We start from the raw sequence: 22,095 nt of genomic DNA, 5'->3' as shown, positions 1-22,095 counted from the left end.
AGGTTATATTGGTTTTATCTCTCTGAGTCTTTCATTCTTTATTATGTAAGTGCCTTTTTCAGAAGTTAATTCTCCACCGCATTCGCATGGAGATGAATGTGTAATATGACCATTAACAGTTAAGTCTTTTACCCCATCAAAGGTTGGGATGATTTTTTGATCCTTGCCACATTGAACACATTTAACGGATAGTTCGGGTAAATCGTACGAAGGGTATATTGTAGAAGTTATATCTTCAGGTGCGACATAATATCCAAGCAAAGGATACCCTCTGCTATCTGATACTTCTCTATAGGTGTTAGTGATCCCCGCAATGAGCGCTAACACTTCGTCAAATGCATCTTCGTTCCGCATGGAAATCCATTGGTCTTCATTTTCATAAGAATACTCGCGTCCGGCGACGCATATAGCACTAAGGTAATGCTCTTCTTTACCATATACTTTTTTATACCGTTCTGCTTCGGATATTCCATTGGGTTTTAAGTCAGTATTCAATGCGAAAATCACTGCGCGAGGTTTGCTAATTGAATGATGAATTCTATTCCCTTCGGTGTTTAACTTTCCGGGCAGATACTTAAATGTTGTATTTATTGTTTTTGCGCTGCGTTCTGCGATTGAAAGTTCTCGTGAATTTAAGGTTGTTTTGACCTCGATAGTATATAAAACAGATTCTATTGGGAATATTCCAATACTATCAAAAACTACAGGGGGAAGTATTTCTTTGTTATAGATAATAATGTCAATTTGTGGGGAAGACGGGGTTCCAAAAGCATCGATTATTTGCCCAGTCCCGACACCTATATCTGCGGGTAAAAGCGGTCGAAAAAGCTGACTAAGTAAGATTTCAAGAACGCTCCCTTTTACCCCCTGATGTGTCATACAGGCTGCGGCTCTGGCTTGGGCGATAGCTGAAGTTACCTTTCCACGTAGTAAAGCTTGGTATGGGTTTTTATTTTTCATTTTGAAATAACCAATCATTCATGATGTTGGAGACTATTTTAATCCGTAATTGTGCCAGGAACTATACAAAGTGGTCATTAGCCATCCCACACACGATTAATGGCAATCTAATACCATGAACGCACATCTGACAGAAATCATGCGCCTAATCACCAACCTGATCCGCACCGGCACCGTAACCGAAGTGGACCGGGAAAACTGGCTGTGCCGGGTGAAAGTGGGCGAGCTTGAAACCAACTGGATTAACTGGCTGACACTGCGCGCAGGCGGTGCCCGTACATGGTGGTGCCCGTCGCCGGATGAGCAGGTGGTGGTGCTGAGTATGGGCGGCAATCTTGAAACCGCTTTTGCCTTACCTGCGATCTATTCCAACCAGTTCGCGCCGCCGTCGGACTCCGTGGACGGCTGCGTAACGGAATACCCGGACGGTGGCTGGTTTGAATATGAACCCGCGACCGGCCGCTGGCATGTGCGGGGCATCAAATCCATGGTGATCGAGGCGGCAGATAACATAACCCTGAAAACGGGGGAGTTTGTGGTTGAAGCAAGTAACACGCGCATAAACAGCGAGGTGGTGATCAATGGTGGCGTCACCCAGGGCGGCGGCGCCATGAGTTCTAACGGGATCGTAGTCGATAAACACGGTCATACCGGCGTTAAGTCCGGCGGCGATACATCGGGAGGTCCTGTATGACGCTGTATATCGGTATGAATCAGGACAATGGCAAAGCCATTTCTGATGCGGACCATTTGCGTCAGTCGGTCAGGGATATTCTGCTGACTCCCCAGGGAAGCCGTATAGCCCGCCGGGAGTATGGTTCCCTGCTGTCAGCATTGATTGACCAGCCCCAGAACCCGGCGCTGCGCCTGCAGATTATGGCGGCTGTTTACGTATCGCTGAGTCGCTGGGAGCCTCGGCTTACGCTGGATTCCATCACCATCAACAGCAGCTTTGATGGCTCCATGGTGGTTGAGCTAACCGGGAAGCGCAATAACGGCGCGCCTGTTTCTCTTTCGGTATCAACAGGAGCAGACAATGGCAGTCATTGACCTTTCCCAGCTCCCCGCGCCGCAAATCGTTGACGTGCCGGACTTTGAATCCCTGCTGGCTGAGCGTAAGGCCGCCTTTATGGCCCTGTATCCTATAGATCAACAGGACGCGGTGCGGCGCACGCTTGAGCTGGAATCTGAACCCATCACCAAACAACTGCAGGAAAACACGTACCGGGAAATCCTGCTGCGCCAGCGTATCAACGAGGCGGCGCAGGCGGTCATGGTGGCTTATGCCATGGGCGGCGATCTCGATCAGATGGCGGCCAACTACAACGTGAAGCGGCTGACGGTTACACCTGCAGATAACGACGCGGTGCCGCCGGTCGCAGCGATAATGGAAAGTGACGAGGCGTTGCGCCTGCGTGTTCCTGCTGCATTTGAGGGGCTGTCCGTTGCGGGACCAACGGCGGCTTATGAGTTTCACGCTAAAAGCACGGACGGGCGAGTCGCTGACGCCAGCGCAACCAGCCCGGCACCGGCGGAGGTGGTGCTTACCGTACTGAGCCGTGAGGGCGACGGAACGGCAGTGGCGGACCTGCTGGCGGTGGTTGAACAGGCGCTTAACAGTGAGAACGTGCGGCCGGTTGCTGACCGTCTGACGGTGCGCAGCGCTGAAATTATTCCGTACAGCGTAGATGCAACGCTCTTTCTTTACCCGGGGCCAGAAGCTGAGCCGGTGATGGAGGCGGCAAAGGTCAGCCTGCAGAAATATATCGCCAGCCAGACGAGGCTGGGGCGCGATATTCGCCGCAGTGCTATTTATGCCGCGCTGCATGTGGAAGGTGTGCAACGTGTTGAACTGGCCTCGCCGCTCGCTGATGTGGTGCTGGATAAGACACAAGCAGCTTCATGTACGGAATGGAGCGTAACCAACGGGGGGACGGATGAATAGTCTGCTTCCTCCTGGTTCATCGCCGCTTGAGCGCCGCCTGGCGCAGACCTGCAGCGGAATTTCCGATCTGCAGGTGCCGCTGCGCGATTTATGGAACCCGGCAACATGCCCGGTCAAGTTTCTGCCGTATCTGGCGTGGGCCTTTTCGGTTGATCGCTGGGACGAAGGATGGGCGGAGAGCGTGAAGCGCCGCGTGGTGCAGGATGCGTTTTATATCCATCAACACAAGGGCACAACCAGCGCTGTGCGGCGTGTGGTGGAGCCGTTCGGTTTTCTGATCCGCATCATTGAATGGTGGCAGACCGGTGAGGCGCCGGGCACGTTTCGCCTGGATATTGGGGTGCAGGACCAGGGCATAACAGAGGAAACCTATCTGGAGCTGGAGCGCCTCATCGGTGACGCCAAACCCTGCAGTCGGCATCTGATAGGCATGTCCATAAATCTGCAGACGAGCGGGCCATGTTTTGTGGGGGCTGCCACCTATAGCGGCGAAGAAATCACGATTTACCCGTATATCAACGAAACCATCCTTTCCGGTGGCTCTGCCTATGAGGGCGGCGCCGTCCATGTTATTGACACAATGAGAGTGAACCCATGAGCGCAAAATTTTATACCCTGCTGACGGATATCGGCGCGGCGAAACTGGCAAATGCCGCCGCGCTCGGTGTTCCGCTGAAAATTACACAGATGGCGGTGGGTGATGGCGGCGGCGTGCTGCCAACGCCAAACGCACAACAGACAAAGCTGGTCGGTGAAAAACGCCGTGCAGCTCTGAATATGCTTTATATCGATCCGCAAAACAGCAGCCAGGTGATCGCTGAGCAGGTGATACCCGAAACGGAGGGCGGTTGGTGGATTCGTGAGGTTGGTCTGTTTGATGAAACCGGCGCGCTGATTGCTGTCGGTAACTGCCCGGAGAGCTACAAGCCGCAGCTGGCAGAGGGCAGCGGCCGCACGCAGACAGTGCGCATGGTGTTAATTACCAACAGCACCGATAACATTACGCTGAAAATTGATCCTTCCATCGTACTTGCTACCCGTAAATACGTGGATGATAAGGTACTGGAGCTTAAGGTGTATGTGGATGAGCTGATGGCGGCGCATCTTGCGGCCGCTGATCCGCATTCACAATATGCACCAAAAGCCAGCCCGACGTTTACCGGCACACCAAAAGCCCCGACGGCGGCCGCTGGTAACAATTCCACTCAGCTTGCCAATACGGCGTTTGTGCAGTCGGCTCTGGCTGCTCTTGGAGGTGGCTCTACTTTGCCAGTCGGTACCCCGATTCCATGGCCCACTGCAGTACCTCCAAATGGATGGCTGAAGTGCAACGGGGCGACATTTTCTGCTACGCAATATCCTAAACTTGCGCAGGCCTACCCTGGGCTGGTTTTGCCAGATTTAAGGGCAGAATTTATTCGAGGTTGGGATGATGGTCGCGGGGTCGATTCTTCACGTACCCTTCTGTCTGGTCAGAAGGGGAGCGTTATTCCTGGTGATGATGGGTTATCAACTCCAAACGTAGTAGGTATTAATAATCTTTTGAATAACAATTCAGTGTGGGGAATGGATCAGGCCATTACTGCTGAAATGACAGGTTGCTACATAGCTGTAGTTGCATCAACTAATAGTAGTAACACCGTTCAGACAAACATCGCTGGAATTGTACGCCCACGTAATATTGCCTTTAACTACATTGTGAGAGCCGAGTAATGGAACTGGCAGAATTAAATACCAATCATATTGCCACAAAGGCTGGATATATTACGGTTTATAACTACGATAGCGAGACATATGAATATATAGGCAGTGTTTTGGAATATCTACAAGTTGGAGTTGGTATTCCCGCATATTCATGTATTGACATGCCTATGGAAACCAAACTCGGTTTTACTATTTGTCGAGCAAAAGAGTTAAGCAGTTGGCAATATGTAAGAGATCACCGAGGTGAAAGTGTATATTGCACTGAAACTGGTGTTAAAGTCGTAATTAATGTTCCCGGTGATTATCCGAAAGGTACAACTACACAGGCTCCAGTCACTGAGTATGATACGTGGAATGGTAGTGCGTGGGTCACTGATCCCAAGAAAATAGAGGCTGCTGCTGAGAAAAGTAAAGTAGCACTTCGTCTTGCTGCTGATGCTGAAATTTCTTGGCGGCAGGATGCCGTTGATATTGGGGTTGCGTCTTTGAAGGAAACAGTAGAACTTGATGAATGGAAAAAATACCGTGTATTGTTGATGCGTGTGGATACTTCAAAAGTATCCGAGATCAATTGGCCTGAAAGACCAAGTTGATGATAAAAGTTTAGATTAAAATACTATGAGAGTATTGTGATGATCATTTAAGCCCCCAATTAATTTAAATGCTGGGGGCTTGGAAATGGTTATTTTTGTTTTTTTCGATATAAATTAATGAAAGGTTGCTCAATGTATCTATAGCTTAAGTTTGAGCAAAACCCTGCAATTAGGCAGAAAATCAAAATATATACCACGGATGAATTTAATAATAATCTATTTTCAAAAATATAATCTAGTGTAACTCTAGTGATAATCATTGCTGGAATATGGCATAAATATATACTATATGATCTGTCGCCGATCCATTCCAGAACTTTAGAATGGAATGGAGGGGTTTTTAAAGCTAACAAAATGAATATTATGGAACCTAAAGCCCCTATATAAAACAGTTTATATTGGGGTGGTATGATAGAAGTAAAAAAAACAAGGAAGAATAGACATGTTGCGCACATCAAAACACTTAGATATTTATTAATCTTCAGTTTAGATATCCTGTTTTTTGATAGATATATCAATGAACCGAAAATGAAGGCTTGAGGCCGTATCCACCACCCGATGGTTTCTTGATGATTTACATTGTTAGGTAAAAGCGTTGAGCTGGCAATAATAATTGCTATTAAGCTAATATATAATTTTTTTGTTGTTAGTGATATGGCTAGCGCTGATAATAAAAAATATAATTGCCATTCAAGGCTTAAAGACCAAGTCACTGAAAGTAATGGGTCATAAGAAATGCCAGAGATTGTCTTTTGAAAATAAAAAAGATTTGAAATTCCTAATAATGAGTAAATTAGTGTGTCAAATGATTTCCCAAGGTTTATACCATTATATGGTTGAAGTATATAAGCTATCAAAACGCATATGGCTGCCCAGGTAACAAGAGCTGGTGTCAGTCTAAAGATCCTCTTTTTAAAAAAAGAAGAAAAAGCATTTACGGTATGACCATGATGAGCAATCTCCGTTTCAAGGCTTTTGCACATTAAAAATCCAGAGATTGCTAAAAATATATCAACTCCACTCCAATAGGAAGCAGAGCTATAAGTAATCATTAACCATTCGGGTATCGGTAGACGATGCAAATGTTGAATAATTACAAGCAGTATGGCTATTGCCCGTAATGCCTGAATATTGTGATTTGTATTTCTGTTTTCCATTATAACCTTAACTGGATTTTATCAGGAAACGATGTGTAATTTGTTAAATTAGCATCGTAACATAAAACAACATTTGGAAAAATTCGAATGCACTATTTACTGTCCTCTGCGGCAGTGTCATTTGTGTCATTCCTCTCACAAAGCCCAGTGCGTGCGTCATCAGCATATCAGCCAGAACATAAGGTATCCATGTTAAGCGGAGATAATGCCTTATGGCCCAGGATTACCACCATGGTGTGCGCGTCGTTGAAATCAACGACGGCACACGCCCCATTTCAACAGTAAGCACGGCAATTGTCGGTATGGTCTGTACCGGCGATGATGCAGATGCGTCCGTGTTCCCCCTCAATAAACCGGTTCTGCTTACCGACGTGCTGACCGCCAGCGGTAAAGCAGGCGAGTCCGGAACGCTGGCCCGCTCGCTGGATGCAATTGCCGACCAGGCTAAACCCGTGACCGTCGTTGTGCGCGTTGCACAGGGTGAAACCGAAGCGGAAACAACCTCCAACCTTATCGGCGGCGTGACAGCAGACGGTAAAAAAACGGGCATGAAAGCGCTGTTATCTGCGCAGTCCCAGCTCGGCGTTAAGCCGCGCATTCTTGGCGTGCCGGGGCACGATACGCAGGCGGTTGCCACTGAGCTGCTGAGCGTGGCGCAGAGTCTGCGCGGTTTCGCCTATCTGTCAGCCTACGGCTGTAAAACGGTAGCTGAGGCGATAGCCTATCGTGAGAATTTTAGCCAGCGCGAGGGGATGCTGATCTGGCCTGATTTCATCAGTTTTGACACTGTGCTGAATGCTGACGCAGCGGCTTACGCCTCAGCCCGTGCGCTTGGCCTGCGTGCCAAAATTGACGAACAGACAGGCTGGCACAAATCCCTGTCCAACGTGGGCGTGAACGGCGTCACCGGCATTTCTGCTGATGTGTTCTGGGATTTGCAGGACCCGGCAACCGATGCGGGGCTGCTGAACCAGAACGATGTCACCACGCTGATCCGCAAGGACGGTTTCCGCTTCTGGGGTTCCCGCTGCCTCAGTGACGATCCTCTGTTTGCCTTTGAAAACTACACCCGCACCGCGCAGGTACTGGCTGACACCATCGCAGAAGCACACATGTGGGCCGTAGACAAACCGCTTAACCCGTCGCTGGCACGCGACATTATCGAAGGTATCCGGGCCAAAATGCGCAGCCTGGTGAGTCAGGGGTACCTCATCGGCGCAGATTGCTGGCTGGATGAGTCCGTCAACGATAAAGACTCCCTGAAAGCCGGGAAGCTCACCATTGACTACGACTATACGCCGGTACCGCCTCTGGAAAACCTGATGCTGCGTCAGCGCATTACCGACAAATACCTAATGGATTTTGCCAGCAAGGTCAGCGCATAAGGGGGCAATATGGCATTACCACGCAAGTTAAAACACCTGAACCTGTTTAACGACGGGAACAACTATCAGGGGATCGTTGAATCTCTGACCCTGCCTAAATTCGGCCGCAAGTTTGAAAAGTATCGCGGCGGCGGTATGCCCGGTTCGGCTGATGTTGATCTGGGGCTGGATGATGGCGCGCTGGACACGGAATTTTCAATCGGTGGCACCGAACTGCTGTTATTCAAGCAGATGGGTAAAGCCACGGTTGACGGCATCCAGCTGCGTTTCACCGGCTCCATTCAGCGTGACGATACCGGCGAAGTGCAGGCCGTTGAGCTGGTTGTGCGCGGGCGACATAAAGAAGTCGATTCCGGCGAATGGAAAACCGGCGAGAGCAACACCACAAAAGTCAGCAGCACCAACAGTTACGCGAAGCTGACAATCAACGGCGAGGTGCTCTATGAGGTTGATGTGATCAACATGATTGAAATCGTTGATGGCGTGGACCTGATGGAAGAGCACCGCAACGCCCTGGGCCTCTGATCTACTTTAAAGGCGCGGGCCGCCGCGCCAGTACCTTAATAACAGGATATGACGATGAGTGAACAACTGACTGAAAAAACCGTACAGCTGGATACCCCAATCAAGCGCGGTAAAACCGAAATTACCGAAATTGTGCTGCGTAAGCCGCAGTCCGGCGCGCTGCGTGGCACCCGTCTGCAGGCGATCATGGATATGGACGTCGGCGCGATGATGACGATTATTCCCCGCATTTCCACCCCGGCACTGACCGCACAGGAAATGGCAGAGCTGGACCCTGCCGATCTCACCGCGCTTTCGGTTGAGGTGGTCACTTTTTTGTTGAAGAAATCGGTGCTTGCCGGTTTGCCGACAGCCTGACGGTAGAAGACCTGGTGGCTGATATCGCCACCATTTTTCACTGGCCGCCGTCCGTCACTGACGTTATGCCGCTGACCGAAGTGCTGGAGTGGCGGCATAAAGCGATTCAGAGAAGCGGGGCCAGCGATGAGTGACACTAACCTGCGTTTGCAGGTAATTCTAAATGCGGTTGATAAGCTCACCCGCCCATTCCGATCCGCGCAGGCCAGTTCTAAAGAACTGGCTACCGCCATTCAGCAAAGCCGCGCAAGATTAAAAGAACTGGACGCCCAGGCGGGCCGCATTGACGGTTTCCGCAAGGCAAGCGCGCAGCTGGCCGTCACCGGCAACAGTCTTAAAGCCGCACGCGAAGAAGCGGCGAAGCTTGCCACGCAGTTCTCGGCCACTAACCGCCCGACGGCGGCGCAGGCACGTCTGCTTGAGCAGGCAAAAAACCGCGTTAACGAGCTGCAGAGCAAATACAACGGTCTGCGTCAGTCTGTGCAGCGTCAGCGTCTTGCGCTCAATGAGGCCGGGCTGGACACCAAAAAGCTGAGTAGTGCGCAGCGGGAGCTGCGGCAGAACGCCGACGAAACCCGGCAGGCTCTGGACCGTCAGCAAAAATCTCTTAAACGTCTTGGCGCGCAACAGGCGCGAATGCATGCTGTCCGCGATCAGTATTCCCGCCGCCTTGAGGTGAGGGATCGTATTGCGGGAGCGGGAGCAACTACCTCTGCCGCCGGGCTGGCGATGGGGGCGCCGGTCATGGCCGCCGTGAAAAGCTATGCCAGCATGGAAGATGCCATGAAAGGGGTGGCAAAGCAGGTGAACGGTCTGCGGGACGACAACGGCAACCGGACAAAACAGTATTACGATATGCAGGATGCCATCAAGGCCGCCAGTGAGCAGCTGCCGATGGAGAATGGTGCTATTGACTATGCCGCGCTGGTTGAAGGTGGCGCGCGTATGGGTGTGACAAATCAGAATGATCCTTACGAAGACCAGAAGCGTGACCTGCTGACCTTTGCATCCACGGCAGCAAAAGCCGCAACCGCCTTTGAACTGCCCGCTGATGAGCTGGCGGAAGGTCTGGGTAAAATCGCACAGCTGTATAAAGTGCCGACCCGAAATATTGAACAGCTTGGCGATGCCCTGAACTACCTGGACGATAACGCCATGTCAAAAGGTGGCGATATTATCAACGTGCTGCAGCGTATGGGGGGCGTGGCTGACAGGCTTGATTTCCGCAAGGCGGCCGCGCTGGGTTCAACTTTCCTGACTCTTGGTGCTGCGCCAGAAATTGCTGCCAGTGCATCGAATGCCATGGTGCGCGAACTGTCGATTGCGACCATGCAGAGCAAGCGGTTTATGGAAGGTATGGATCTGCTGAAACTCAATCCAGAAGAGATTGAAAAGCAGATGACAAAGGACGCAATGGGGACCATTCAGCGCGTGCTGGAGAAGGTCAACAAGCTGCCGCAGGATAAACGCCTGTCCGCCATGACTATGATATTCGGCAAGGAGTTTGGCGATGATGCGGCGAAGCTTGCGAACAACCTACCGGAGCTGCAGCGACAGCTGAAACTCACCTCAGGCACTGCGGCAAACGGCTCCATGCAGAAAGAATCCGATATTAATAAGGACTCACTTTCCGCGCAGTGGTTGCTGGTAAAGACGGGCGCGCAGAACGCGTTCAGTAGCCTGGGTGAAACCCTGCGCCAGCCGCTGATGGATATCATGAGTTACGTGAAAAATGTAACGGGGGCGCTGCGTCGCTGGGTGGAGGAAAACCCGAAACTGGCTGGCTCATTGCTGAAAGTCATGGCAGCACTGGCGTCGATTACAGGAGTTCTGGGTACGGTCATGCTGGCAGTATCAGCTGTGCTTGGCCCACTGGCGCTGATGCGCCTGCAGTTTTCTATTCTGGGTATCAAAGGTGGTGGTGCATTTGGGCTTATCACTAAAGCCCTCACGGGGGTAGGTAGCGGGATATTGTGGCTGGGGCGCCTGATGTTTGCTAACCCCATTCTGGCCGTTATTGGTCTGATAGCTGCGGGTGCGCTTTATATCTGGCAAAACTGGGACACGCTTGGGCCAAAGTTCAAAGCCGTTTGGGATGCGGTTTGCGCGGCCACCACGGCGGCATGGGAATGGATTAAACAGGCCGTCAGTAATGCCTGGGAAGCTATTAAATCTCTGTTTTTCAATTACACCTTACCGGGCCTTATAGCCAAAAATTGGGAAGCTATTAAGGCCGGTGTGTCTGAGGCGTGGGCCAGTGTCAGGCAGACGATCAGTGACAAGTGGAACGCCATTCTTTCAGATGTCGGTGCGCTACCAGCTAAATTCCAGGATATGGGCAGCGCCATCATTGACAACATTCTCAATGGTATCAATGCGAAGTGGGAAACGCTCAAGAGCAAGCTGTCATCCGTTACTAATTATCTGCCTGACTGGATGACAGGGAAAAATAAAGCGCCGGGTAATACTCAGGTTCAGGTGGTTGGTGGTGCCGCAGCTGCTTCTGTTCCGTTTGCAGGGCTGTATGACAGCGGTGGTGTTATTCCGCGCGGTCAGTTTGGCATAGTCGGGGAGAATGGCCCGGAGATTGTGAACGGTCCGGCTAATGTAACCAGCAGGCGCCGGACTGCTGCGCTGGCTTCCGTTGTTGCGGGCGTCATGGGTGTGGCAGCGGCTCCTGCTGAAGCCTCGCTGATGCATCCATATAGCCTGCCAGCTAAAGAGTACAAACAAAGCCAGTCAGCAAAATCCGCCAGTGCGCCGCAGGCAATTCGTTATGAAATTAACGCGCCTATTCATATCACCGCTCAGCCGGGGCAGAGCGCACAGGATATTGCCCGCGAAGTGGCGAGGCAGCTTGATGAGCGTGAGTGCAGGGCCAGGGCAAAAGCGCGAAGTAATTTCAGTGATCGAGGGGGGTATGAATCATGATGATGGTGCTGGGGTTGTACGTATTCATGCTGCGCACCGTGCCGTATCAGGAGCTGCAGTATCAGCGCAGCTGGCGACATGCCACTAACAGCCGGGTAAACCGGCGCCCGTCTACACAGTTTCTTGGGCCGGATAACGATTCGTTGACGCTGTCCGGCGTCCTGCTACCGGAAATCACCGGCGGCAGGCTGTCATTGCTGGCCCTTGAGCAGATGGCGGAGCTGGGTAAATCGTGGCCTTTGATTGAGGGGAGCGGGACGATTTACGGCATGTTTGTGATCGAGAGCCTGAGTCAGACCAAAACTGAATTTTTTGAAAGCGGGATGCCGCGGCGTATTGAATTCACGCTGACGCTGAAAAGGGTGGATGAGTCGCTGTCTGATATGTTCGGCAGCCTCAGCGATCAGCTCAGCAATTTGCAGGACACCGCCACCTCTGCGATAGGGAATATTAAAAATACGGTGGGAGGGTTACTGCAGTGAATTTCACCTCTGATCTCACGAACCTGAACAGTAAAACGCCGGGTTTCAGCATCATTATTGAAGGCAAGGATGTCACAACCGTACTGGATTCGCGCCTGATGAGTCTGACGCTTACGGATAACCGGGGGTTTGAAGCGGACCAGCTTGATCTGGAGCTGGACGATTCGGACGGGAAAATCGTTCTGCCGCGTCGGGGGGCTGTTATTCAGTTTGCGCTGGGGTGGAAAGGCCAGCCGCTTTTTCCGAAAGGGGGATTTACTGTCGATGAGATTGAGCACAGCGGCGCACCTGACCGTCTCACAATTCGCGCACGTAGCGCAGATTTCCGTGAAACCCTGAATGCGCGGCGTGAAAAGTCCTGGCACCAGACAACGGTGGGCGAAATTGTGAAGGAAATCGCGGGCAGGCATAAATTAAAGATGGCGCTGGGAAAGGACCTGTTGGACAAGCCTGTCGATCATCTTGACCAGACTAATGAAAGCGACGCCAGCTTTTTGATGAAGCTGGCGCGGCAGTATGGGGCGATAGCCTCAGTTAAGGACGGCAATCTGTTGTTTATACGCCAGGGGCAGGGCAGAACGGCAAGCGGTAAGCCTCTGCCGGTTATCACCATAACCCGCCAGGCCGGTGACGGTCATCGTTTTACCTTGGCCGATCGCGATGCCTATACGGGGGTAATTGCCAGCTGGCTCCATACCCGTGAGCCAAAGAAAAAAGAGGCAGCAAAGGTTAAGCGCCGTCGAAAGAATACCGCCACGGCAAAGGAGCCGGAAGCAAAACAGGGAGATTACCTGGTTGGGACGGATGAAAACGTGCTGGTACTCAACAGGACTTATGCAAACCGCAGCAATGCAGAACGAGCGGCTAAGATGCAGTGGGAGCGTCTGCAGCGCGGGGTTGCAAGCTTCTCCCTGCAGCTCGCAGAGGGTAGGGCTGATCTGTATACCGAAATGCCGGTTAAGGTCAGCGGCTTTAAGCAGCCGATTGATGAGGCCGAATGGACCATTACCACGCTGACACACAGTGTCAGTGCAGATAGCGGTTTCACGACCACTCTAGAGCTTGAGGTGAGAATTGATGATTTAGAAATGGAATGATTACTTCACAAAATGGAATTATGTTGTATCATTATTGCGATTACAGCAAAAGTGGGGAAAAGACTAAAATGATGAATTGTCCGTTGTGTGGTCAGGCCGCACATACACGCAGCAGCTTTGAAGTTTCCCGCCAAACCAAAGAGCGTTATAACCAGTGCACAAATATTGAATGCGGGCACACTTTTGTTACTCATGAAACGTTCGTCAGGTCTGTTTGTCGCCCTCAAAAAATCAGTTCTGCACCTCCGCATCCGAAGGGTTTGCAGCAACAACTTTCGTACTAACCCGCCGCTGGCGGGTTTTTTAATGAAACACCTGCTGCCATTTTGCTGCCAATGGGGTTTGAATAAACAAAAAAGCCACTCAATTGAGTGGCTTAATTATATGATTCTAAAGCTAAAATTTGGTGGCCCCTGCTGGACTTGAACCAGCGACCAAGCGATTATGAGTCGCCTGCTCTAACCACTGAGCTAAGGGGCCGTGGCGGTGAATTATAAAGTAACTCTCCGCAGCAATCCAGCCATTCACACCTGCCTGCTGTTTTTATAAACAACGCATAATCAATCCTTTATACTTCCCTGACGATGTATCGAGCGGGAGTAAAGATGATCAACGATATTCTGGCCCCGGGCCTGCGGGTGGTGTTCTGCGGAATCAACCCGGGCAAGTCCTCGGCGCACACCGGTTTTCATTTCGCCCATCCGGGGAATCGCTTCTGGAAGGTGATCTACCAGGCCGGGTTTACCGACAGGTTACTCAAGCCTGAAGAGGAGCAGCATCTGCTGGACACGCGCTGCGGGATCACCATGCTGGTCGAGCGGCCTACGGTGCAGGCGAGTGAGGTCAACCTGCATGAGCTGCGCAGCGGCGGGCGGGAGCTGATCAAGAAGATAGAGGATTATCAGCCGGCCGCGCTGGCGATCCTCGGCAAGCAGGCCTACGAGCAGGCGTTCAGCCAGCGCGGGGCTAAGTGGGGTAAGCAGAGCATCATGATTGGCGTGACGCAGGTATGGGTGCTTCCGAACCCGAGCGGGCTCAACAGGGCGACGCTGGATAAGCTGGTAGAGGCGTATCGGGAGCTGGATGAGGCGCTGATGGTGCGGGGGCTTTAATCCTCTGCGGCCTGATGCCCTCACCCTGGTCCTCTCCCACAGGGAGAAGGAATAAACAAAAAAAAGCTCCCCGAAGGGAGCTTTTTCATGGTCAGGACCGGTTAGTCGTCCAGGAAGCTACGCAGTACTTCAGAGCGGCTTGGATGACGCAGCTTACGCAGCGCCTTCGCTTCGATCTGACGGATACGTTCGCGGGTAACGTCGAACTGTTTACCCACTTCTTCCAGCGTGTGGTCGGTGTTCATATCGATACCGAAACGCATACGCAGCACTTTTGCTTCACGGGCGGTCAGGCCAGCCAGGACGTCGTGCGTTGCGGCACGCAGGCTCTCGGTGGTGGCAGAGTCCAGCGGCAGCTCGAGGGTGGTATCCTCGATGAAATCACCCAGATGCGAATCTTCATCATCACCGATTGGTGTTTCCATGGAGATTGGCTCTTTGGCGATCTTCAGCACTTTACGGATTTTGTCTTCCGGCATCAGCATGCGCTCGGCCAGCTCTTCTGGCGTCGGCTCGCGGCCCATCTCCTGCAGCATCTGGCGGGAGATACGGTTGAGCTTGTTGATGGTCTCAATCATATGCACCGGAATACGGATGGTGCGCGCCTGATCCGCGATAGAGCGGGTGATAGCCTGACGGATCCACCAGGTTGCGTAGGTGGAGAACTTGTAACCACGACGGTATTCAAACTTATCTACCGCTTTCATCAGACCGATGTTGCCTTCCTGAATCAGATCCAGGAACTGCAGACCACGGTTGGTGTATTTCTTGGCGATAGAGATAACCAGACGCAAGTTCGCTTCAACCATCTCTTTCTTCGCACGGCGGGCTTTCGCTTCACCGATGGACATGCGACGGTTGATGTCTTTGACCTGCTCGATGGTCAGGCCGGTCTCTTCTTCAATCTGCTGCAGCTTCTGCAGACCGCGATAGACATCGTCCTTCACGTCGTGCAGTTTTTCAGACCATGGCTTGTTCATCGCGATAGCCGCGTTGAACCAGGTTTCGCTGGTTTCGTTGCCGGTGAAGAGGGTGATGAAGTTCTTCTTCGGCATTTTGCACTGCTCAACGCACAGCTTCATGATGATACGTTCCTGGGTGCGTACGCGATCCATCATCACGCGCATGCTGTTCACCAGGTAGTCGAACTGTTTTGGCACCAGGCGGAACTGTTTGAACACTTCAGACAGCTTCAGGATCTCTTCCTGAGCGGCAGCGTGGCTGCGGCCTTTCGCTTTGATGGTGTCACGCGTCACTTCGTACTGGGTACGCAGCTCGGCAAATTTCTCACGCGCCAGTTCCGGGTCGATGCTGTTGTCATCGTCCGCGGTGTCGTCGTCGCTCTCTTCCTCATCTTCGTCTTCGTCGTCATCCATCTCTTCCTGAGACAGCTCAGAACCGACGTGAGTGGCGGTAGGCGCCATATCTTCTTCAGCGTTCGGGTCGACAAAACCGGTGATCAGGTCAGACAGGCGCGCTTCTTCCGCTTCAACGCGATCGTACTGCTCCAGCAGATAGGTGATCGCTTCCGGGTACTCGGCAACAGAGCACTGAACCTGGTTGATCCCGTCTTCGATGCGTTTTGCGATGTCAATTTCGCCTTCGCGGGTCAACAGTTCAACGGTACCCATTTCGCGCATGTACATGCGGACCGGGTCAGTGGTACGCCCGATTTCAGATTCCACGCTGGACAGTACCTGTGCAGCAGCTTCTTCCGCATCTTCGTCAGTGTTGTTGGAGGTTTCAGCCAGCAACAGATCATCGGCATCCGGTGCTTCTTCCATCACCTGAATGCCCATGTCATTGATCATTTGGATGATGTCTTCGATTTGATCTGAATCGACGATATCTTCCGGCAGATGGTCATTGACCTCGGCATAGGTCAGATAGCCTTGCTCCTTACCACGTTGGACAAGAAGTTTCAGCTGTGACTGCGGGTTTTGCTCCATAAGACGGTATCCACACTTAATTCGTTTGATTGGTGTCGGCGATGGGGCTGCCAACCTTTAAAGCGAGGGCGTACTTATATTTTTGCCGCTGCCTCTCAGTGCGGCTGCCGGGGGCTTCCCGATCGATATTCGGCACTTAAGCCGTTAAATACTTTTGTCTTTGACTTATTTCTTCGCCAGTTCCTGGTTAATCATCCAGAGCTCCCGGCGTTCTTCGCTGCTTAAACCGTGTGTGCGCTCGCGAGCTATCAACTCTTCCTGGCGCAGCTCAAGCATCGAATCAAACATATGGTTGAGTGAGTCGGTGAACGTTTTTTCTGCAATGTCCTTATCTGCTATATCGTCCCACATCGACAATTTTTCAAGGGTAGCGGCCTCTTTTGTGCCGCGATAATGCTCTAAAAGTTGTCCGGTGGTCAGACCTGGCTGAGACAAACACGTGTTGACCAGTTCTGAAAATAAGCCAAGTCCGGGCAATTTTTCGTGGTTCAAACCCGCCAGCGACGGCACCTGTGGCGCCAGCTCGGGGTTTTGGACCAGTAACCCTATCAGTATACGCATGGTTGTGCGTTTTAGCTGAGGCGCGGGGCGAACCGTGCCGTTTTCAGCCTGTTTAGGCATTAAACGTTCAAGCTGGCTGTCATCCAGAATGCCGAGCTTGTTGCCTAGCTCCTGACGCAGGTAGATGCGCAGCGTTTCGCCGGGCACCTGACTGATTAACGGCAGCGCCAGCGTGCTGAGCTGCGCGCGCCCGTCAGGGGTACTCAAATCGACCTGCGGCATCAGGCTGTTAAACAAAAACGTGGAGAGCGGCTGAGCCTGCTCCATCCGCGCTTCAAACGCCGCTTTACCCTCTTTACGCACCAGCGTATCCGGGTCTTCACCGTCGGGCAGGAACATAAAGCGCAGCTGACGCCCGTCGGTCATATAGGGTAGCGCGGTTTCCAGTGCGCGCCAGGCGGCGTCGCGTCCGGCGCGGTCTCCGTCGTAACAACAAATCACGTTGTTGGTCACGCGGAACAGCAACTGGATGTGATCCGCTGTCGTGGACGTTCCTAACGACGCCACCGCGTAGTTGATGTCGTACTGCGCCAGCGCAACGACGTCCATATAGCCTTCGACGACCAGAAGACGCGGAGGTTCCGCGTTATCCTGCTGCGCCTCATAAAGACCGTAAAGCTGGCGGCCCTTATGGAAAATATCGGTTTCCGGGGAGTTGAGGTACTTCGGCAGGGCATCACCCAGCACGCGACCACCAAAACCAATTACCCGGCCTCGCTTGTCGCGGATTGGGAACATCACCCGTTCGCGGAAGCGGTCGTAGCTTCGTCCCTGGTCGTTGGTGACCAGCATGCCTGCATCGATGAGAGATTTACGATCTTCGCTATTGCCGCCAAAACGCTTTAACACGTTGTCCCAGCCGGGCGGGGCGTAGCCAATAGCGAAACGCGCAATGACATCGTCGCTCAGTCCGCGCTTGTTCAGATACTGACGCGCAGGCTCAGCCGCAGAGTGCTTAAGAGACTGTTGGTAAAACGAATTCAGGCCATCCATCAGTTGATACAGCGTTTGCCGTTGATGGCGCTCGATCTGACTTGGCCCACTGCCTGCTTCATACGGCACTTCAAGGTTATGCATTGCCGCCAGCTCTTCGACGGTTTCAACGAACTCGAGCTTGTCGTAGTTCATTAAAAAATCAACGGCATTACCGTGAGCACCACAGCCGAAGCAATGGTAAAACTGCTTTTCACCGTTTACGGTGAAGGAGGGGGTTTTTTCGTTATGGAACGGACAGCACGCATGATAATTCTTGCCCTGCTTTTTCAGCTTTACCCGCGCGTCGATGAGATCAACGATGTCGGTTCTGGCGAGCAGGTCATTGATGAAAACGCGTGGGATTCTTCCGGCCATATGCCCCAAAATTTAAGCGACTTATAAACGAAAACAAGCCGCGCATTCCTTCCGGAAGCACGGCCTTACGACTATTACTCTGTCTGTCAATTGAGGGCTGAGGCCCTCAACCAATTAGTACAGACGAGTACGGCGTGCGTTTTCGCGAGCCAGTTTCTTCGCGTGACGTTTCACAGCGGAAGCTTTAGCGCGCTTACGTTCGGTCGTTGGTTTTTCATAAAACTCACGACGACGAACTTCAGCCAGAACACCTGCTTTCTCGCATGAACGTTTGAAGCGACGCAGTGCTACGTCGAACGGCTCGTTTTCACGTACTTTAATTACCGGCATGTAACTCTCACCTTTAATAAATTCGGTTTGCCGCTGGCATCAACGCCAGCTTATTTCAAAATGGTGCGGAATTTTACTGCAAATGCTGCTGCTTTGTAAAGCACCGATGCGATTTTGAAAGGGACTTTAATAAGGGTGAGGAGTATACACGAGCCTTCTTCCTGGGGCGAACAAAGTTTTACATCAACCCGCCCAGGCTCTACACTGCGCGGTATTGAAACGAGGTAAAACAAGTCATGCGTGTACTGGGTATTGAAACATCCTGCGATGAAACCGGCATCGCCATTTACGACGACGAAAAAGGGCTTCTGGCCAACCAACTGTATAGTCAGGTGAAATTGCACGCTGACTACGGCGGTGTCGTGCCTGAACTGGCCTCTCGTGACCACGTGCGTAAAACGGTTCCCCTGATCCAGGCGGCGCTGAAAGAGGCCGGGTTGAGCTCAACCGATATTGATGCCGTGGCCTATACCGCCGGTCCGGGCCTGGTCGGCGCGCTGCTGGTCGGTGCGACCGTTGGCCGTTCGCTGGCCTTCGCGTGGGACGTGCCGGCCATCCCGGTTCACCATATGGAAGGGCACCTTCTGGCACCGATGCTGGAAGAGAATCCGCCTGAATTCCCGTTTGTGGCGCTGCTGGTCTCCGGCGGCCATACGCAGTTGATTAGCGTCACGGGCATTGGCAAGTACGAGCTGCTGGGCGAGTCGATCGACGACGCCGCCGGTGAAGCGTTCGACAAAACCGCCAAGCTGCTGGGACTCGATTACCCAGGCGGCCCGATGCTGTCCAAAATGGCGTCGCAGGGAACGGAAGGGCGCTTTGTCTTCCCGCGTCCGATGACCGACCGTCCGGGGCTGGACTTCAGCTTCTCCGGGTTGAAAACCTTCGCAGCCAACACGATCCGCAATAACGACGACAGCGATCAGACCCGCGCCGATATCGCCCGCGCGTTTGAAGATGCAGTGGTGGATACGCTGATGATCAAGTGCAAGCGCGCGCTGGATCAGACCGGCTTCAAGCGTCTGGTGATGGCGGGCGGCGTCAGCGCCAACCGCACGCTGCGCGCGAAGCTCGCCGAGATGATGCAAAAGCGTCGCGGAGAAGTGTTCTACGCGCGTCCGGAATTCTGCACCGATAACGGGGCGATGATCGCCTACGCCGGGATGGTGCGCCTGAACGCTGGCGCAACGTCTGACCTGAGCGTGTCCGTGCGTCCGCGCTGGCCGCTGGCGGAACTGCCTGAGGCGTGAGTTTTTTTGCCGGGCGGCACTTCGTTTGTCCGGCCTACGGTTTTGTAGGCCCGGTAAGCGCAGCGCCACCGGGCAACAAACCGCACTACACCCGCAGCATCCCTTTCTCTTCCAGAAACGCAATAATCGTCCCCAGGCCGTCCCCCGCCTTCAGGTTGGTAAACGTCCACGGACGATCGCCGCGCATGCGGTTGGTATCGCGTTCCATCACCTCCAGCGAGGCGCCGACGTACGGCGCGAGATCGGTTTTGTTGATCACCAGAAAATCGGATTTGGTGATCCCCGGTCCGCCCTTGCGCGGAATTTTTTCCCCTTCGGCCACGTCGATCACGTAGATGGTCAGATCCGCCAGCTCCGGGCTGAACGTCGCGCTCAGGTTGTCTCCGCCGCTTTCCACGAAGATCAGGTCCAGATTACCGAATTTCTCGCTGAGCGCTTCCACCGCCGCCAGGTTCATTGAGGCATCTTCGCGGATGGCGGTATGCGGGCAGCCGCCGGTCTCCACGCCCACAATGCGCTCCGGCGCCAGCGCGCCCGCTTCGGTCAGGATGCGTTGATCCTCTTTGGTGTAGATATCGTTGGTTACCACCGCCAGGTGATACGTGTCGCGCATCGCCTTGCAGAGCGCTTCCAGCAGCGCGGTTTTACCCGACCCTACCGGGCCACCCACGCCCACGCGCAGGGGATGTTTGTAATCAGCCATGTTGACTCCTCAGGAACGGAATAGTCGTGAATATTGGGTTTCGTGGCGCGCGGAGGCGATGGCGGACAGCGGCATTGCTGCGCCCAGCGCGTCGTCGCGACGTAAAAAGGCCTGTTCAAGCCCGGCGGCAAAATGGTCGCTCAGTTCGATAATCAACTGCTGCGCGGCCTGCTGCCCAAACGGTACCAGCTTGACGCCCGCCATGACCGCACTCTCAATCCAGCTGTATCCCAGGCTCAGCGCGAGCTCGCGCACGTCAATGCCCCATCGCACGCCGAGCCACGCCATGCCGCACAGCTGGCTTTGCCTGCACAGCGCCAGCCATTCTGCCGGGCAGTCCGGCTCCCAGCTTTTAATCAGGCGCGTAAAGGCCGCCCCGCGGTTGCGTTCTTCTTCACGCAGCTCGCGCGTTTCCCGGCAGGCGAGCAGGTATGCCGTCCAGCGTTTGGCCGTTGCCAGATCGTGCCGTTCACAGGCCTGACAGAGACGGTGAAACAGCGGCAGATCGACGCAGAAAAAACTCTGCTCCATCTGCTGGATCTGCCAGCGTTTAAAGGCGTCGGCGTCCGTGACCCAGCCCGCCTCAACGGCCCACTCCAGCCCCTGCGACCAGGTAAACGACCCGACCGGCAGGCTGCTGCTGGAGAGCTGCATCAGGCGCAGCCTCTGGCGGGCGTGCTCCATCAGCTCATCAGCGCCAGCAGGGCGGAAACTATCAGCCCGCCGCCAAAGGTTTTACGCAGCCCGTCGTGACGGCGCAGCAGCACTCCTGCGGCGAAACTGGCGCACAGCACCGTGGCGCTGGCGAACATAAACCCGCTGGTGAAGAGCCAGAAGTTATGGCCGGACATCTCCACGCCGTGCGCCCAGCCGTGGAACATCGCCAGGGCAGGCACCGCCAGCAGCAGGCGATTTTCGGTTTTAAACATCATCACGCCGCTGACCGCCAGCGAGGCGATAATCAGCATCTCCATGCCGCTAAAGCCGCCGAGCAGACTGCCCGCAACGGCACCGACAAGCATCATCCCGAGGGTGGCAAACGGCAGCAGGAGCTTGCGGCCGCTCAGCGCTGAAAGCACGCCTGCACCGGTCAGCATCAGGAGATGATCGAGCCCGGTCAGCGGGTGGAAAAAACCGGCCTGAAAGCTGTCGGCGCCGTGGCCGGGATGCGCGAGCGCGGGAACGGAAAAGGCCAGCAGTAACAGGGGGAGTAACTTGCGCATGATGGATCCTTAATGTGAATGGGTATGAGCGTGGCTATGGCTGTGGGCATCGCTGGCGTACGCGCCCGCTTCCGGTTCAAACGGCAGGCTGGCGTAGGTTACCTCCAGCCCAAACTGGCGCAGCATGTCGTCGAGAACGTGATCGTGGTGATAGCGCAGCTCGCCGGGCATGACCTGCAGCGGCACGTGGCGGTTGCCCAGGTGGTAGCAGGCGCGGGCGAGCAGGAACGGATCGGCGCAGCGCACCACGGAGACCGACTCCGGGGCGGCGATCACTTCGATCACTTCGCTGCCGTCGTCGGTGGTCAGCAGGTCGCCCCCGCGCAGCAGCAGGCCGCGCGGCAGCATCAGCCCGGCTTCGCGGCCGTCGTTAAGCGCCACGCGGGCGCGGCTTTTCACCCGCACGTCAATCGGCAGCGTGACGCTGGCGGTAGTTTGATGCGCATGGTCCAGGCGTTGGGTCAGATAAATCATCATCACT

25 protein-coding genes and 1 tRNA gene are annotated in these 22,095 nt (G+C 53.7%); 16 read left to right on the top strand and 10 right to left on the bottom strand.

Annotated elements, in window-relative coordinates; translation table 11 throughout:
- Window positions 1–3 precede the first annotated feature (3 nt).
- Window positions 4–960 carry a DUF6602 domain-containing protein gene (locus ACMGGU_RS17900; RefSeq protein WP_420300795.1) on the bottom strand — a complete coding sequence of 319 codons (957 nt, stop codon included), beginning with the start codon at window positions 958–960 and terminating at the stop codon, window positions 4–6.
- Window positions 961–1,075: 115 nt separating this feature from the next.
- Between ACMGGU_RS17900 and ACMGGU_RS17895 the strand changes: the two genes are divergently transcribed.
- From ACMGGU_RS17895 to ACMGGU_RS17870, 6 genes are read left to right on the top strand one after another with little or no spacing between them, the layout of a single operon-like run.
- The gene (locus ACMGGU_RS17895; protein WP_420300794.1) at window positions 1,076–1,654 is read left to right on the top strand and encodes a phage baseplate assembly protein V; all 579 of its coding nucleotides are present in this window, start codon (window positions 1,076–1,078) and stop codon (window positions 1,652–1,654) included.
- Window positions 1,651–2,010, top strand: a complete 360-nt coding sequence (locus ACMGGU_RS17890) for a GPW/gp25 family protein (RefSeq protein WP_029741006.1) — start codon at window positions 1,651–1,653, stop codon at window positions 2,008–2,010. Before ACMGGU_RS17895 ends, ACMGGU_RS17890 begins: the two co-directional genes overlap by 4 nt.
- Window positions 1,997–2,905 carry a baseplate assembly protein gene (locus ACMGGU_RS17885; RefSeq protein WP_420300793.1) on the top strand — a complete coding sequence of 303 codons (909 nt, stop codon included), beginning with the start codon at window positions 1,997–1,999 and terminating at the stop codon, window positions 2,903–2,905. Before ACMGGU_RS17890 ends, ACMGGU_RS17885 begins: the two co-directional genes overlap by 14 nt.
- Window positions 2,898–3,503, top strand: a complete 606-nt coding sequence (locus ACMGGU_RS17880) for a phage tail protein I (RefSeq protein ID WP_039025352.1) — start codon at window positions 2,898–2,900, stop codon at window positions 3,501–3,503. Before ACMGGU_RS17885 ends, ACMGGU_RS17880 begins: the two co-directional genes overlap by 8 nt.
- A complete protein-coding gene (locus tag ACMGGU_RS17875) occupies window positions 3,500–4,618 on the top strand; it encodes a phage tail protein (RefSeq protein ID WP_420300792.1) in 1,119 nt (372 codons plus the stop codon). The genes ACMGGU_RS17880 and ACMGGU_RS17875 overlap by 4 nt, the downstream gene beginning before the upstream one ends.
- Window positions 4,618–5,202 (top strand): tail fiber assembly protein, encoded by a 585-nt coding sequence (locus tag ACMGGU_RS17870; protein WP_420300791.1) that lies wholly within the window; start codon window positions 4,618–4,620, stop codon window positions 5,200–5,202. Before ACMGGU_RS17875 ends, ACMGGU_RS17870 begins: the two co-directional genes overlap by 1 nt.
- An 89-nt stretch (window positions 5,203–5,291) precedes the next feature.
- Here ACMGGU_RS17870 and ACMGGU_RS17865 read toward each other — a convergent pair whose 3' ends face one another.
- Window positions 5,292–6,359, bottom strand: coding sequence for an acyltransferase family protein (locus ACMGGU_RS17865; protein WP_420300790.1), 1,068 nt, complete (start codon window positions 6,357–6,359; stop codon window positions 5,292–5,294).
- A gap of 212 nt (window positions 6,360–6,571) precedes the next feature.
- On the opposite strand from ACMGGU_RS17865, the gene ACMGGU_RS17860 reads away from it, so the two are divergent.
- The 8 genes from ACMGGU_RS17860 (at window position 6,572) to ACMGGU_RS17825 (ending at window position 13,420) form a co-directional block, all read left to right on the top strand.
- Entirely contained in the window at window positions 6,572–7,744 is a 1,173-nt protein-coding gene (locus tag ACMGGU_RS17860; RefSeq protein ID WP_420300789.1) for a phage tail sheath protein, read from the top strand.
- A 9-nt stretch (window positions 7,745–7,753) separates the two neighbouring features.
- Window positions 7,754–8,269 (top strand): phage major tail tube protein, encoded by a 516-nt coding sequence (locus ACMGGU_RS17855; protein ID WP_007848874.1) that lies wholly within the window; start codon window positions 7,754–7,756, stop codon window positions 8,267–8,269.
- A 54-nt stretch (window positions 8,270–8,323) separates the two neighbouring features.
- Window positions 8,324–8,626, top strand: a complete 303-nt coding sequence (locus tag ACMGGU_RS17850; RefSeq protein ID WP_073001392.1) for a phage tail assembly protein — start codon at window positions 8,324–8,326, stop codon at window positions 8,624–8,626.
- A 14-nt stretch (window positions 8,627–8,640) separates the two neighbouring features.
- Complete coding sequence (locus tag ACMGGU_RS17845; RefSeq protein ID WP_007848878.1) at window positions 8,641–8,760, top strand: GpE family phage tail protein; 120 nt, start codon at window positions 8,641–8,643, stop codon at window positions 8,758–8,760.
- The gene (locus ACMGGU_RS17840; RefSeq protein ID WP_420300788.1) at window positions 8,753–11,557 is read left to right on the top strand and encodes a phage tail tape measure protein; all 2,805 of its coding nucleotides are present in this window, start codon (window positions 8,753–8,755) and stop codon (window positions 11,555–11,557) included. Before ACMGGU_RS17845 ends, ACMGGU_RS17840 begins: the two co-directional genes overlap by 8 nt.
- Window positions 11,554–12,039, top strand: a complete 486-nt coding sequence (locus ACMGGU_RS17835; protein ID WP_047059311.1) for a phage tail protein — start codon at window positions 11,554–11,556, stop codon at window positions 12,037–12,039. Before ACMGGU_RS17840 ends, ACMGGU_RS17835 begins: the two co-directional genes overlap by 4 nt.
- On the top strand, window positions 12,036–13,136 hold the full coding sequence (locus tag ACMGGU_RS17830) for a phage late control D family protein (RefSeq protein ID WP_420300787.1): 1,101 nt from the start codon (window positions 12,036–12,038) through the stop codon (window positions 13,134–13,136). Before ACMGGU_RS17835 ends, ACMGGU_RS17830 begins: the two co-directional genes overlap by 4 nt.
- Window positions 13,137–13,204: 68 nt before the next feature.
- Window positions 13,205–13,420: an ogr/Delta-like zinc finger family protein gene (locus ACMGGU_RS17825; protein ID WP_032681944.1), complete on the top strand. Its 216-nt coding sequence runs from the start codon at window positions 13,205–13,207 to the stop codon at window positions 13,418–13,420.
- A gap of 120 nt (window positions 13,421–13,540) precedes the next feature.
- Here ACMGGU_RS17825 and ACMGGU_RS17820 read toward each other — a convergent pair.
- Window positions 13,541–13,616, bottom strand: a tRNA-Ile gene (locus ACMGGU_RS17820).
- Between the two features lie 125 nt (window positions 13,617–13,741).
- Here ACMGGU_RS17820 and mug point away from each other — a divergent pair.
- Window positions 13,742–14,248: a G/U mismatch-specific DNA glycosylase gene (gene mug / locus ACMGGU_RS17815; RefSeq protein WP_024906471.1), complete on the top strand. Its 507-nt coding sequence runs from the start codon at window positions 13,742–13,744 to the stop codon at window positions 14,246–14,248.
- A 101-nt stretch (window positions 14,249–14,349) separates the two neighbouring features.
- Here the strand turns inward: mug and rpoD are convergent, their stop codons facing one another.
- The 3 genes from rpoD to rpsU form a co-directional block, all read right to left on the bottom strand.
- On the bottom strand, window positions 14,350–16,197 hold the full coding sequence (gene rpoD, locus ACMGGU_RS17810; RefSeq protein ID WP_023333459.1) for an RNA polymerase sigma factor RpoD: 1,848 nt from the start codon (window positions 16,195–16,197) through the stop codon (window positions 14,350–14,352).
- A 165-nt stretch (window positions 16,198–16,362) separates the two neighbouring features.
- Window positions 16,363–18,108: a DNA primase gene (gene dnaG / locus ACMGGU_RS17805; protein ID WP_003862574.1), complete on the bottom strand. Its 1,746-nt coding sequence runs from the start codon at window positions 18,106–18,108 to the stop codon at window positions 16,363–16,365.
- A gap of 114 nt (window positions 18,109–18,222) precedes the next feature.
- A complete protein-coding gene (rpsU, locus tag ACMGGU_RS17800; protein ID WP_001144069.1) occupies window positions 18,223–18,438 on the bottom strand; it encodes a 30S ribosomal protein S21 in 216 nt (71 codons plus the stop codon).
- A 236-nt stretch (window positions 18,439–18,674) separates the two neighbouring features.
- On the opposite strand from rpsU, the gene tsaD reads away from it, so the two are divergent.
- Window positions 18,675–19,688, top strand: coding sequence for a tRNA (adenosine(37)-N6)-threonylcarbamoyltransferase complex transferase subunit TsaD (tsaD, locus tag ACMGGU_RS17795; RefSeq protein WP_028014471.1), 1,014 nt, complete (start codon window positions 18,675–18,677; stop codon window positions 19,686–19,688).
- An 85-nt stretch (window positions 19,689–19,773) separates the two neighbouring features.
- Here tsaD and ureG read toward each other — a convergent pair whose 3' ends face one another.
- Genes ureG through ureE form a run of 4 tightly spaced genes read right to left on the bottom strand, consistent with a single transcriptional unit; the run spans window position 19,774 to window position 22,088 of the window.
- Window positions 19,774–20,391, bottom strand: coding sequence for an urease accessory protein UreG (gene ureG / locus ACMGGU_RS17790; protein ID WP_061714451.1), 618 nt, complete (start codon window positions 20,389–20,391; stop codon window positions 19,774–19,776).
- 9 nt (window positions 20,392–20,400) lie between these two features.
- Window positions 20,401–21,075 carry an urease accessory protein UreF gene (locus ACMGGU_RS17785; RefSeq protein WP_420300786.1) on the bottom strand — a complete coding sequence of 225 codons (675 nt, stop codon included), beginning with the start codon at window positions 21,073–21,075 and terminating at the stop codon, window positions 20,401–20,403.
- Window positions 21,075–21,614: a HupE/UreJ family protein gene (locus tag ACMGGU_RS17780; RefSeq protein ID WP_420300785.1), complete on the bottom strand. Its 540-nt coding sequence runs from the start codon at window positions 21,612–21,614 to the stop codon at window positions 21,075–21,077. The genes ACMGGU_RS17785 and ACMGGU_RS17780 overlap by 1 nt, the downstream gene beginning before the upstream one ends.
- 9 nt (window positions 21,615–21,623) lie before the next feature.
- Window positions 21,624–22,088 (bottom strand): urease accessory protein UreE, encoded by a 465-nt coding sequence (ureE, locus tag ACMGGU_RS17775; protein ID WP_045909994.1) that lies wholly within the window; start codon window positions 22,086–22,088, stop codon window positions 21,624–21,626.
- Window positions 22,089–22,095 lie beyond the last annotated feature (7 nt).

The organism is Enterobacter sp. BNK-8 (genome assembly GCF_048685095.1).
GTDB lineage: Bacteria > Pseudomonadota > Gammaproteobacteria > Enterobacterales > Enterobacteriaceae > Enterobacter > Enterobacter quasiroggenkampii.
This window is presented reverse-complemented; position numbering and strand designations above follow the sequence as displayed.

What these genes read in the sequence shown, in the direction of transcription:
- ACMGGU_RS17900 (WP_420300795.1), bottom strand. Translation starts at nt 960, where the DNA reads ATGAAAAATAAAAACCCATACCAAGCTTTACTACGTGGAAAGGTAACT.
- ACMGGU_RS17895 (WP_420300794.1), top strand. Translation starts at nt 1,076, where the DNA reads ATGAACGCACATCTGACAGAAATCATGCGCCTAATCACCAACCTGATC.
- ACMGGU_RS17890 (WP_029741006.1), top strand. Translation starts at nt 1,651, where the DNA reads ATGACGCTGTATATCGGTATGAATCAGGACAATGGCAAAGCCATTTCT.
- ACMGGU_RS17885 (WP_420300793.1), top strand. Translation starts at nt 1,997, where the DNA reads ATGGCAGTCATTGACCTTTCCCAGCTCCCCGCGCCGCAAATCGTTGAC.
- ACMGGU_RS17880 (WP_039025352.1), top strand. Translation starts at nt 2,898, where the DNA reads ATGAATAGTCTGCTTCCTCCTGGTTCATCGCCGCTTGAGCGCCGCCTG.
- ACMGGU_RS17875 (WP_420300792.1), top strand. Translation starts at nt 3,500, where the DNA reads ATGAGCGCAAAATTTTATACCCTGCTGACGGATATCGGCGCGGCGAAA.
- ACMGGU_RS17870 (WP_420300791.1), top strand. Translation starts at nt 4,618, where the DNA reads ATGGAACTGGCAGAATTAAATACCAATCATATTGCCACAAAGGCTGGA.
- ACMGGU_RS17865 (WP_420300790.1), bottom strand. Translation starts at nt 6,359, where the DNA reads ATGGAAAACAGAAATACAAATCACAATATTCAGGCATTACGGGCAATA.
- ACMGGU_RS17860 (WP_420300789.1), top strand. Translation starts at nt 6,572, where the DNA reads ATGGCCCAGGATTACCACCATGGTGTGCGCGTCGTTGAAATCAACGAC.
- ACMGGU_RS17855 (WP_007848874.1), top strand. Translation starts at nt 7,754, where the DNA reads ATGGCATTACCACGCAAGTTAAAACACCTGAACCTGTTTAACGACGGG.
- ACMGGU_RS17850 (WP_073001392.1), top strand. Translation starts at nt 8,324, where the DNA reads ATGAGTGAACAACTGACTGAAAAAACCGTACAGCTGGATACCCCAATC.
- ACMGGU_RS17840 (WP_420300788.1), top strand. Translation starts at nt 8,753, where the DNA reads ATGAGTGACACTAACCTGCGTTTGCAGGTAATTCTAAATGCGGTTGAT.
- ACMGGU_RS17835 (WP_047059311.1), top strand. Translation starts at nt 11,554, where the DNA reads ATGATGATGGTGCTGGGGTTGTACGTATTCATGCTGCGCACCGTGCCG.
- ACMGGU_RS17825 (WP_032681944.1), top strand. Translation starts at nt 13,205, where the DNA reads ATGATGAATTGTCCGTTGTGTGGTCAGGCCGCACATACACGCAGCAGC.
- mug (WP_024906471.1), top strand. Translation starts at nt 13,742, where the DNA reads ATGATCAACGATATTCTGGCCCCGGGCCTGCGGGTGGTGTTCTGCGGA.
- rpoD (WP_023333459.1), bottom strand. Translation starts at nt 16,197, where the DNA reads ATGGAGCAAAACCCGCAGTCACAGCTGAAACTTCTTGTCCAACGTGGT.
- dnaG (WP_003862574.1), bottom strand. Translation starts at nt 18,108, where the DNA reads ATGGCCGGAAGAATCCCACGCGTTTTCATCAATGACCTGCTCGCCAGA.
- rpsU (WP_001144069.1), bottom strand. Translation starts at nt 18,438, where the DNA reads ATGCCGGTAATTAAAGTACGTGAAAACGAGCCGTTCGACGTAGCACTG.
- tsaD (WP_028014471.1), top strand. Translation starts at nt 18,675, where the DNA reads ATGCGTGTACTGGGTATTGAAACATCCTGCGATGAAACCGGCATCGCC.
- ureG (WP_061714451.1), bottom strand. Translation starts at nt 20,391, where the DNA reads ATGGCTGATTACAAACATCCCCTGCGCGTGGGCGTGGGTGGCCCGGTA.
- ACMGGU_RS17785 (WP_420300786.1), bottom strand. Translation starts at nt 21,075, where the DNA reads ATGGAGCACGCCCGCCAGAGGCTGCGCCTGATGCAGCTCTCCAGCAGC.
- ACMGGU_RS17780 (WP_420300785.1), bottom strand. Translation starts at nt 21,614, where the DNA reads ATGCGCAAGTTACTCCCCCTGTTACTGCTGGCCTTTTCCGTTCCCGCG.
- ureE (WP_045909994.1), bottom strand. Translation starts at nt 22,088, where the DNA reads ATGATTTATCTGACCCAACGCCTGGACCATGCGCATCAAACTACCGCC.